Genomic DNA, 11,861 nt, shown 5'->3' on the forward strand with positions numbered 1-11,861 from the left:
TTTTCAACTATCCTATCTCTATAGTTACTTAGCCAACTACTTAAAATTTTATCTTGCACGATCAAAGCTTTAATGGTATTCTAACCTTATAAAGCTCACGGAGGTTGTTACCATGAATTACGATATTAGTACACAAACTACAGCAACCACCACCTCAACCACCACTATGTAGGCTGGTTGGGGCTATTTGAGATAAGAAAATGTCTATTAATGAAGCTAACTGATCAGCAATATCACCTAACATATGTTATGTCGATACCGCTTTTTAGTTAGCTTTTTTGCATAGAACAAAGAAATGGGGATTTTTTATGAGTAAGGATTCAAACGAACAGCCAAAAAATCATTTAAATCGATCACTCACATCTGGTCAAATGGAAATGATCGCTCTTGGAGGAACGATCGGGGTCGGTTTATTTATGGGATCGACGTCTACCATCAAATGGACTGGTCCATCAGTTTTACTAGCTTATGCCTTTGTTGGGATCGTTTTATATGCCGTTATGCGTGCTCTTGGTGAAATGATCTACATCAAACCTGGGACTGGGTCTTTTGCTGATTACGCTACCGATTATATTCATCCACTCGCTGGTTATTTAACTAAATGGAGCAACATCTTTCAATATATCGTTGTCGGGATCAGTGAAGTTATTGCTGTTACCCAGTATTTAAACTACTGGTGGCCTGATCTCCCAGACTGGGTCTCAGGGTTAGTTGTTGTGATCACATTAACATTAGCTAATCTTGCTTCAGCTAAAGCTTATGGAACTTTAGAGTTTTATTTTGCTTTGATCAAGGTCGTAACGATCATCTTGATGATCGTTATGGGGCTTGCAGTTATCTTTCTTGGCTTTGGAAATAACTGGCAACCATTAGGCTTATCTAATCTCTGGGATCACGGTGGCTTTTTCCCAGGTGGGTTCAAGGGCTTTATGTTCTCACTTTCGATCATTGTTGGTTCATACCAAGGAATCGAACTCCTAGGGATCACAGCTGGAGAAGCCGCTGACCCTAAACATGCGATCGTAGCAGCTGTTAGATCGATCGTTTGGCGGATCTTGATCTTTTATATCGGTGCAATTTTTGTGATCGTAACGATCTATCCTTGGAATCAATTAGCATCTATCGGCTCACCATTTGTTGAGACCTTTTCTAAAGTCGGGATCACAGGTGCCGCTTCGATCATCAACTTTGTCGTCTTGACTGCAGCTATGTCTGGTGCTAACTCTGGGATCTATAGTTCTAGCCGAATGCTCTTTAAACTTTCGATCGACCATGAAGCACCTAAGATCTTTAGTAAGTTATCCAAACATGTTGTTCCAAACATTGCGATCTTAGCTATTTCAGGTGGGATATTACTTGGCTTTATCTTGAATATTGTTTTGACTAGCTTAAACAAAAATACGGCTAATCTATTCGTTGTTGTCTATAGTTCTAGTGTTTTACCAGGAATGGTACCATGGTTTGTGATCTTGATCTCAGAATTACGATTCCGCCGTCAAAATGCCCATGAATTGATGGATCATCCATTTAAGATGCCACTTTATCCATTTTCAAACTACTTTGCGATCATTTCGCTAGTTGTGATCATGATCTTCATGTTCATCAATCCGGATACCCGTGTATCAGTTTCAGTTGGCGCTGTCTTCCTTCTCATCTTGACGGCTATTTTCTTTAGTCGCAATAAGAAAGATAGAAACTAAAAATAAGCACCGTTAGTTACTTACCAAGTAGGTACTAACGGTGCTTATTTATTACGTTTAAAATAATAAATTTGACCTATGATCCAAATAAACAGTGCTCCCCATCCGATCAAAGCTATCTTTGTTCCTACAAAGAACGCTTTTGATGGTAAATAACCGATAACCACAGTATGTTTTCCTTTTTCCAGTTCAAGTTGTACTGTATTTCGTTTACTGTTTTGATAAGCCACTTGTTTCTCATCGACTGATACTACTGTATGAGCATAGTGGACTACCGGCAGATCTACTTTACCATTTTTAGCGAGCTCTACTTGATATTGTAGTGTATTTGCACTTGTATATGGCTTTATTCGCATCTCTTGTCCGTTTATTCTAGTAACACCAGATATAATACTATAGACATCTTTATTTGTTCTGTAAGCTTTATCCCAATCCATAACGATGTATTCTAAAAAGTGATTTTTTCTCAACGTTTTAGTTGGAAAATAATCAACTTCACCTGTTTGTGCCCAATAGTTAAACTGTGCTTGATAGTTCTTATCTGTCAGGATCCCCGCATATAAGATCGCTTGCTCATCTGCTTTTAAAGGCTTAATAATTGTTTCTTTATTCTTAGCCGTATTAGCCAAGCGGTCAGATAAATTACTGATCGAACCATAATAACTGATCAAGCTTACTAGCAATAATGTTAGCACCGTCATGGATCTACGCCAATTCGTTTTTAATGATCCATACTTTGCTAATAATTCAACGATCACTCTTGAACCTAAAATAGCTGTCAACAAAACAACATATATCAAGTAACGATAGGGTAACTGTAACAAAGCTAAAAAAGAACCATTAAAAGATTTCCACGGAAATATTGCCGTTGATATCAAGGTCAGACAGATCGCCAAGATATAGAGGGGTAATTCCAAAGAATCTTGCTTGATCCATTTCCACCCACTGAGTAACACTAGCAATAAAACTATCCCGATACTTGAACTAGTAGCGGTATTACTTAGTGAAGTCGTAAACACTTCACCTAAGTTTTGGGTCATTCCTACTCCTGGATAGGTTGCTGTTATTCCCTTTCCAAAATAATCTGTAAATAGCGGAATAATTACTGGTAAAGCTAAGATCACAGTAGCCCCTGCACTTATTAGTAAATATTTCACTCTTTTAAGATCAAGGTAATCTGTAAAGAATGCTACAAGCAACAAAATCGTAAAAATCTCACTGGTCAATAAAATACTCAACATATGACTATATACTAATAGCGTCATTCCGATAGTCAACCAATACCATTTTCTTTTATCGCCACAGATGATATGGTAAAAGCCTAAAAATGCTAGTGGAATAAATGTACTTGCAATATACTCACCCACAACAAAACTAGCTGGCCCTAAATAAAGTCGATATGGTGCTAACGTATAGAGGAGCGCAAAAATAAAACTCCTGAGATGTTTTCCCTTCGAAAAAGATAGCATCGAAAAATAGCTGATCACGAAGGTCATAAACATAAAGGCCCCGACCCAAATATAGTAAGCAACTACTGGTGTCGTAATAAACCGCAACCATGCCCAAGGGTAAATAAAGATGACCGGATAAAATAAAAATGACCCGACACCCGTACTTTGAAATGTAGAAGTTGCGATATAGGTGAATAAAGTACCTTCACTTAAATTGCGATAGATCTGCTCTACACGTGCCGCATGAAATAACCAATCAACTTGAGCCGCAATTCTGCCTGTTGCTGCTAATGGATAGATCATACATACTGTGATCACCAAAAAAAGCAACAATACCATACTATTTATTTTTATATTCTTCATTATTATTCATTCCCATCACTACTTTGGATCTTCATAAAATCCGTATCTTTTACGTAATTTTTTCCAGCAGTAATATCATACTGAATGATCCTCAAATCGCTCAATAACTCTTTTTGATCTTCTGTCAAATTTTGTTCACTCACAATTTTTTCATCCTCAGTTACATACTCAACATTTCTCACTGATGTATTATTGGATTCACTACCAATATAAAAAGCAGGTAAACTTTGATAAACATTAGTCAAGAGAGCATAGTATGGAGAAACTTTCGAATTCGTTGCCTCTGCCACCATTGCCGGAAAATCATTTGGAGAAATATAGCGTGACTTCCCCAAATTAGTCCTAGCGCCTTGTTCACGAGCTGCTTTATTTGAATAAATAAAGTAATCTGTCTCATGGAGATTCAAACCATCTTTGATCATATCATTAGCATACATTCCAGGCAGGTGATCGCCGTAAAAAACAAGTGTGATAGGCTTATCGATAGCTTCTAACTGCTCGATAAATTCGGCTACATACCTATCTGTGTAATGGATCCCTGTCGCAAAATTATTGATCTGCTCACGAATTTCATCGTTCAACCCAACTGCTTCTTCTACCTCAAATTCAGTATTATCACTATAATACGCCTTGTTATATGGCATATGGTTTTGCATCGTTACCAAGTTGATAAATTGTCCATTGTCCTTACTTTCATTGATCACATCAAGTGTGTTAGCATATGCGACCTTATCCGATAAATATGGATTATTTTGGATCTTTTCTTGATGCTTGATCTTCTTTTTACTTCCTAAGTAGATAAAATCATTAAATCCCAAATTTTCATATGCTTTTGGTCGACTGTAGAAATTTCCTACATACGGATGAATAGCTACTGCATTTGAAAAGTAATTTACGATCGACGGATTATAGCTATGAGTCGAAACTAATTGCGTATATGGTGTACTCAATGTTGGTGAAAAGTTAGCCAACGGTAAGCCTGTCATTGTCATATACTCAATATTAGCTGTTCCACCCCCAAAACCTGAACTTATCATATAGCCAGAAGTTGTCTCATTCATTAACTGATGGATATATGGGATCGGATCTCCCTTTAATTTAGTGGCTTTAACATGATTCGGATCACTAAAGCTCTCACTTAAATTAAAGATGATCGTTTGTTTTGACAGATCATTTGTACGTGTCTTGTTGATCTCATTAGCTAACTCGCTATACTTAGCAATGATCGCTTCGACTTTAGTTTTGGAATATCCTTCAGGTCGTTTCATGATAACAACATCCAAATTATTTAAAAACTGTAATGTCGGGCCATTTATCTGAGCTCCATTTAGTTGATTGTAAAATGTTGGATCTATTCCTAACATTTTCATCGGTTTTTTCAAAATAAAATCGTCATGATTCCAAAAGAAGCTACTACATACAACTACAGCTGGTATCATTACGCATTTCATACGTGTCTTTAAAGGTAATTTTTTGACCTTCACCTTCCACGATAACAAAAGGATCACACATAATAGTATGATCGAAACAACTACACCTAGGCTCAAAATCCAATGTGGGACCATGTTCAAAAGATTACGATAAGCTCCTAACATAGCGACCTCAGAAGGCAATATAGGTTCACGACGACTAGCGATCTTCAAATATGTTGCAACACACCAAATGATTATCAAGTAATCACTTACTAAAAACGAAAACCAAAAACTATTAGTCAAGCCACGCAAAAAAAGATATAACCCAGCAAATAATAGTGCGTTGATCACAATGATCTGGGGACGTTGTAGGATCGCATAAGTCAAAGCATTGTATGACTTATCACCCTCGATAGTGTCAGCCACACGTCCCCCAACATTTGTTATAACCATAGAAATATACGCTAAAACTAACATTACCCCACTGACGATCAATACCAGTTTATGGGAACTTAAAGCTCTCTTGAAGTGCACCAATATCAGTTTGATATTTTTTTCTAGATCGGCTAAATACAAAGAATCTAGCTTTTTATCTAATTTACTAAGCTTTTTAAAGAATTTCGACTTAACATATATATGTACTACTGACCAAATCACCAGGAATACCAATATAGTTTCAAATAATTCCATATACCTGATACCCCAGGTAGATTTTTCATTAGCAGTATTCAGCGCTTCTATCAAAAACGATGACGTTGAAAATAAAACACTCCCTAACAAGCTAAATAATTGCACTCTATTTAACTTCAGGTTCAAAAGAAGGTGAACTAAACAAAATGAAAATAGCATAGTAAACAAATTAGCTGCATCTGTCAATCTAGTTGCTGTACTCAGATCCCCATGAGTCCCTTCAGATATCAATGGCATAAGTGCTAACATGATCGCTAACACTATGGCTGAAGCACTAGTTAACAAGCACCATGTTTTCTTAGATAAACCGCTATCTGGTAAATTAGCACCCAATGTAAATACCATCCACGCATAAAGTACTGTTGTCCCACCACTGTAGTTAAAAATATCTTTATCAAATATTGTTGGTACCCCAAATGTAAACAAAAAGAAAAGATAGTAAGCATACCGTTCATTCATCAAGTGCTTTGCGACCACTTTATTAGTTAAGATCGCTAATAAAACACCACTAAATAATGGTGAAGTATTACGTAAGACTGGTAAAAGGGCATTATAAAAATGCCCGATCCACGTCGAATCTTGTGAGAAACACGCTACTAACAAACAGCACCATGTTCCAATAAATAAAAACCCCCAAGCTTGAAAAATACCGATCTTTCTGGTCCTAGTCATAAAATAGCCAAGTAAAAGAAGCGTGATCGGTATGCCTGTCACTGAAAATCCACGTATTACATTGGCTATCAAATACTTTTTGCTGATCGTTTCTTGCAAAAAGATCTGAGGAGTATGTTGCCAATATAGACTGCTAAATGCAGTCAATAATATTATTCCATAAATAAGTAGATCCACTTTAAATCTACTTATTCCTTTCTTTTTATCCTGTACAGAATATATCTTATCTTTATTCATAGCTACTCCGAACTTCTAATTTTCCATCGTACTGTATATCAATGTTAGTATAACAAATATATAGTTGTTAGTGCTATTATAGTTCATCTACACCATAAAAATACGGCGCAAGCCCCTAGAGCTTACGCCGTATTACTTATCTTTAGATCAAATTAACCCTTATGTTCTTTTTTCCAGAGACCTAAGACCACACCTGCGATGATCGAACCGATCGCAACGGCTGCGATATAGCCAAGTGGGTTAGTTGCTAATGGCGTTACCCAGAAACCACCGTGTGGCGCTGGTACAGAAACATGCCAAAGGCCAACTAAAGCCCCACCGATCGCAGAACCCAAGACACATGATGGGATCACACGACCTGGATCAGCTGTAGCAAATGGGATCGCACCTTCTGTGATAAATGAGAACCCTAAGACCCAGTTAGAGATACCTGCACGGCGTTCTTGTTCTGGGAATTTATTAGGGAAGAAAGCTGTCGCGATCGCTGTAGCAAATGGTGGGATCATCCCGCCGACCATAACCGCCGCCATCAACGTTGCAGCTACAACAGATTTAGGATCGTTAGCAAAAGCACCGGAAGCAAAGACATAAGCAGCCTTGTTGAAAGGACCACCCATATCGATCGCCATCATCCCAGCTAAGACTAAGGTAAGCACGACTAAGTTACCTGTTCCTAAGTGGTTCAAGAAGTTTGTGATCCAGATGTTGATCGTTGAGAAGATCGGATTGATGATAAAGTACATGATCAAAGCGATGAACAACAATCCCAAGACTGGATAGATCAACATCGGCTTCATCCCTTCGACACTCTTAGGTAAGTGAGCACAAAGTTTCTTTAGACCGACCATCAAGTAACCAGCGATAAAACCAGCTGCGATACCACCTAAGAAACCAGCTGCGGATTTAGCATCAGCCATCACATTAGCTGTGTAAGCCCCGCCAAATGAACCACTGTAAACTGTTGCCATGAAGCCACCAACAAAACCTGGCATCAAGGCTGGACGATCACCGATAGCTTCAGCGATGTAAGCAGCTAAAACTGGAACCATGAAAGCAAATGCCATGTTACCAGCATTGTTCAAGAAGATGAAAGCTGGTGACTTAGCACCACCCATGTATTGTTCGACGATAAAGGAGATCGCCATCAAGATCCCACCACCGATAACGAATGGTAACATGTGGGAGATCCCGTTCATCAATTGTTTATAGATATCGCCCCAAACAGAACCGGTCGAGTTGCTTTCTTCAGTTGCATCATTAGCACTTGCATGAAAGACTGGTGCTTTATCTTCTAAAACTTCATTGATCAACTTTTCAGGATCTTTGATCGCATCAGTAACTGGTTTATTGACCAAATTCTTGCCATCAAAACGTGCCATTTCGACTTTCTTGTCAGCGGCCACGATAACACCCTTAGCGCGCTTGATCTCATCAGCTGTCAAACGATGCTTGATACCTTCAGAACCGTTTGTTTCAACTTTGATGTCAACACCCATCTTATCAGCTTGTTTTTTCAAGTTTTCTTCCGCCATATAAGTATGCGCGATCCCGTTTGGACAAGCTGTTACAGCTACGATATATGGACGAGAATTATCAACTGGTTTGTTAGCAGCTGCTTTTTCACGTTCTTCTTGGGCTTTGTTTTCAGCTTCTTTTTTAGCAACTGCTTTAGCAAAGATATCTTGGACTTTTTGTGGTGTATCAGCTGCTTTCAAAGCGTTGACCACATCTGGGTCCATCAAAACTTGGGATAAAGCTGCTAAAGCTTGTAAGTGGGTATTATCTCCACCTTCTGGAGCTGCGATCATAAAGAATAGGTGCGCTGGTTGACCGTCCATTGATTGGTAGTCGACCCCATTGACACTGCGCGCAAACATTACAGCAGGTTTCTTAACTGCCGTATCATGAGCATGAGGGATCGCGATCCCTTCACCCATGCCAGTTGAGCTTTCAGCTTCACGTTTTAAGATATCTTTTTTGTATAATTCTTCGTCGTCGATGATGCCTTTAACAAATAAGTTATGCACCATTTCATCGATGACTTCATTTTTGGTCGTAGCCTTAAGATCCATGATCATAAGGTCGGTCATCAATAAGTCACGAATATCCATGTCTTACACTTCCTTTTTAATTATTTATATTCTTCGATCTCGATCATCGGTAAGATCTCATTGATCTTTTTAGCATCAGCCAGATCTTCAGAAAAGGCTGTTGCAGAGCCACAAGCTAATCCATAACGGAAAGCTTCAAGTGGATCTTTAGTCTTAGCATATGTTCCAGTAAAACCACCGATCATAGAATCACCAGCACCGACTGAGTTGATCACGGTGCCTTTTGGTGCGTATGAACGATAGACTTTATCTTTAGTGATCATCAAACCGCCATCGCCTGCCATCGAGATCAAGACGTGTTGTGCACCCATTTCAAGTAACTTCTTACCATATTTAACGATGTCGTCGATACTATTTAGTTCTACACCAAATAATTCAGCTAATTCATGGTTATTAGGTTTGACCACTAAGGGATTTTCTGGCAAAGTCTTCAACAAACTTTCACCTGTCGTATCGATCACAAATTGGGCACCCTTTTGACGAATAACTTTGATCAGATCAAAGTAAAAATCATCGCTCAAACTTGGGACTAGACTACCAGCAAAGATCACCACGTCATCAGCGGTCAATTTATCGAATTGCGCTGTAAAAGCTGCTATCTCTTCTTTAGTCAATTCAGGTCCGCGACCGTTGATCTCAGTTTCTGCCTGTGCTTTTATCTTAACGTTGATCCGCGTATCAGCTTTGATCAAAGTAAAGTTCGTCTTAAGCCCGGTCTTTTCTAGAGCTTCTTTAACAAATTCACCGGTAAAACCACCTAAAAAGCCCCAAGCTGTATTATCCAAGCCAAGTTCTTTCAAGATACGGGAAACATTTATCCCTTTGCCCCCAGGTAATTTATTGTCATAATCCATTCGGTTGACTTCGCCTAAAGTTAGTTCATTTAACTGGACGATATAGTCGATCGAAGGGTTGACAGTTACTGTATAAATCATCAAAAATCCTCCTGAATCGTCGTTTGTTCGCGATAACGCGCTCTCACTGGTTGTGAAAGACTGCTGGTAATGATCGTTGCTTGCGAAAGTTCAGCTACTTTGACAAAGGAAACATTGTCAAATTTGCTTGGATCAGCCAAAACAAAGCATTCTTCGCTTTGCTCTAACGCTGTTGTCTTGACTGCTGCCTCATCGGGATCGGGCGTAGTGAACCCATAACGAGGATGGATCCCATTGATACCCAAAAACGCTTTATTAAACCGTAATTGTGTCAGCGAACTGACTGCTTTGACACCAATAATTGCTTTAGTAGTATTTTTCAACTCACCGCCGACCAAGATCGTACGCACGTTTTGATCAGCTAATAGCGAAGCATGCATAACTCCATTAGTCACAACCGTCAGTTCTGGCTTATTTAAATATGGGATCATCGCTAAAGTCGTCGTTCCTGCGTCCAAGTAGATCACATCTTCAGCTTCGACTAACTTTGCAGCTGCTTGGGCGATCGCCCCTTTTTGAGCCGTATTCTTCGATGCTTTGCCACTCATATCAAGTTCACGTTGGAGCGAATGCTTGATCTTGGCACCACCATGCACCCGGATCAACAAGCCCTTTTCTTCCAAAAGCTGAAGATCACGCCGAGCCGATGACTCAGAACAATTAGTTTGTTTGCGGATCTCTTTAAGTTTAACGACATTATTTTCCTTTAACATCTGCAAAATATGCTGTTGTCTTTCCTCTGCAAGCACTTTCATTACACCTCCCAAATTATAATATCATCTGAATCAACAAAAATCAATCACAAAAGGTCATAAAACGTCATAAAATTTCAAAAAAATTTAACATATTATATTATCTTTCATGAAAATTTTTAAATATATATCTAAAAAATGCCGTTTTCTATTTGAAAACGGCATTTCATTTACAATTATTTGAAAGTATATTCAGTCAAAAACAGTCATCAATTCTTAAAACTGTGGATCGGGGCTGGGATCAAGCCACCACGAGCGATCATCGTAGCACTTGAAGCTTGATTGTATGGCATGATCGGTGCATGTCCCAGTAAACCACCAAATTCAACTTGATCGCCGACTTTTTTGCCTGGAACAGGGATCACCCGTACAGCAGTTGTTTTATTGTTGATCATCCCGATCGCAGCTTCATCGGCGATCATTGCACTGACAGTTGTGGCTGGAATATCACCTGGTAAAGCGATCATATCCAGACCAACTGAACAAACAGCTGTCATGGCTTCTAATTTATCCAAAGATAATGTTTTCGCTTCAACAGCAGCGATCATCCCCGCATCTTCAGAGACTGGGATAAAGGCACCAGATAATCCACCTACATGACTGCAAGCCATGATACCGCCCTTTTTTACTGCATCATTTAACATCGCCAAAGCGGCGGTTGTTCCATGCGTCCCGACTTGAGCGAGACCTATCTCTTCTAAGATCTGAGCAACTGAATCACCCACAGCCGGTGTCGGGGCTAAGGAAAGGTCAACGATCCCAAACGGTACATTTAACCGTTTGGCTGCTACACCGCCGACTAACTGTCCCATCCGTGTGACTTTAAAAGCTGTCTGTTTGATCGTTTCTGCCACTTGATCGAGCGGTCGACCTTTAACATGCTCTAAAGCTGCTTTAACGACACCAGGCCCCGAGACTCCGACATTGATCACTACATCCGGTTCACTGATCCCATGGAAACCACCTGCCATAAAGGGATTGTCTTCGACCGCATTACAGAAGACGACCAATTTAGCATTAGTCATATAATCTAATTTAGAAGCCGTTGTGATAACTTCCCCCATTTGTTTGACCGCATCCATGTTGATCCCACTCTTGCTGGAACCGACATTGACTGAGGCACAGACCAAGTTCGTTTGTGCCAAAGCTTCGGGTAATGAAGCGATCAAGGTTTGGTCACCTTTAGTCATCCCCTTTTGAACAAGCGCAGAAAAGCCACCGATAAAATCGATCCCCAATGCTTGAGCCGCCTTATCCAAAGTTTTAGCGTATTTGACGTGATCCTTATCTTGGCTAGCCCCTGCAACTAAAGAGATCGGCGTCACCGCCACACGCTTATTGACGATCGGGATCCCGTATTCCATCTCGATCTGTTCGGCCGTTTTGACCAGATCTTTAGCCTTGGTAGTGATCTTATCGTAGATCTTTTGGCAAGCCACATCACTGTCACTATCAATGCAATCCATCAAGGAGATCCCCATGGTAACAGTGCGGACATCAAGCTTTTGATCAGATATCATATGGATCGTTTCTAAAAC

At 39.6% G+C, this 11,861-nt stretch carries 7 protein-coding genes; 1 reads left to right on the forward strand and 6 read right to left on the reverse strand.

The genetic code is table 11. The features are described from left to right. Nucleotides 1–308: 308 nt before the first annotated feature. On the forward strand, nucleotides 309–1,700 hold the full coding sequence (locus tag Q9Q35_RS10620; RefSeq protein ID WP_304653335.1) for an amino acid permease: 1,392 nt from the start codon (nucleotides 309–311) through the stop codon (nucleotides 1,698–1,700). Between the two features lie 44 nt (nucleotides 1,701–1,744). On the opposite strand, the gene Q9Q35_RS10625 is transcribed toward Q9Q35_RS10620, so the two are convergent. From Q9Q35_RS10625 to Q9Q35_RS10650, 6 genes are all read right to left on the reverse strand, one after another. After that, on the reverse strand, nucleotides 1,745–3,514 hold the full coding sequence (locus tag Q9Q35_RS10625; RefSeq protein ID WP_304653336.1) for a hypothetical protein: 1,770 nt from the start codon (nucleotides 3,512–3,514) through the stop codon (nucleotides 1,745–1,747). A gap of 2 nt (nucleotides 3,515–3,516) precedes the next feature. Beyond that, nucleotides 3,517–6,465 (reverse strand): LTA synthase family protein, encoded by a 2,949-nt coding sequence (locus tag Q9Q35_RS10630; RefSeq protein WP_304653337.1) that lies wholly within the window; start codon nucleotides 6,463–6,465, stop codon nucleotides 3,517–3,519. A gap of 212 nt (nucleotides 6,466–6,677) precedes the next feature. Beyond that, the gene (locus tag Q9Q35_RS10635; protein WP_304653338.1) at nucleotides 6,678–8,636 is read right to left on the reverse strand and encodes a fructose-specific PTS transporter subunit EIIC; all 1,959 of its coding nucleotides are present in this window, start codon (nucleotides 8,634–8,636) and stop codon (nucleotides 6,678–6,680) included. Between the two features lie 20 nt (nucleotides 8,637–8,656). Next, nucleotides 8,657–9,571, reverse strand: a complete 915-nt coding sequence (gene pfkB, locus Q9Q35_RS10640; RefSeq protein ID WP_304653339.1) for a 1-phosphofructokinase — start codon at nucleotides 9,569–9,571, stop codon at nucleotides 8,657–8,659. Then, the gene (locus Q9Q35_RS10645; protein ID WP_304653340.1) at nucleotides 9,571–10,320 is read right to left on the reverse strand and encodes a DeoR/GlpR family DNA-binding transcription regulator; all 750 of its coding nucleotides are present in this window, start codon (nucleotides 10,318–10,320) and stop codon (nucleotides 9,571–9,573) included. The genes pfkB and Q9Q35_RS10645 overlap by 1 nt, the downstream gene beginning before the upstream one ends. Before the next feature lie 212 nt (nucleotides 10,321–10,532). Continuing rightward, the coding region (locus Q9Q35_RS10650) for a PFL family protein (RefSeq protein WP_304653341.1) at nucleotides 10,533–11,861 on the reverse strand (1,329 nt) is incomplete at its 5' end.

The sequence above is a fragment of the uncultured Ligilactobacillus sp. genome (assembly GCF_948826705.1).
In the GTDB taxonomy this organism is placed as follows: Bacteria; Bacillota; Bacilli; order Lactobacillales; family Lactobacillaceae; genus Ligilactobacillus.

Excerpts from the sequence above, each read along its gene's own strand:
- Q9Q35_RS10620 (WP_304653335.1), top strand. The coding sequence starts at position 309 with ATGAGTAAGGATTCAAACGAACAGCCAAAAAATCATTTAAATCGATCA.
- Q9Q35_RS10625 (WP_304653336.1), bottom strand. The coding sequence starts at position 3,514 with ATGAAGAATATAAAAATAAATAGTATGGTATTGTTGCTTTTTTTGGTG.
- Q9Q35_RS10635 (WP_304653338.1), bottom strand. The coding sequence starts at position 8,636 with ATGGATATTCGTGACTTATTGATGACCGACCTTATGATCATGGATCTT.
- pfkB (WP_304653339.1), bottom strand. The coding sequence starts at position 9,571 with ATGATTTATACAGTAACTGTCAACCCTTCGATCGACTATATCGTCCAG.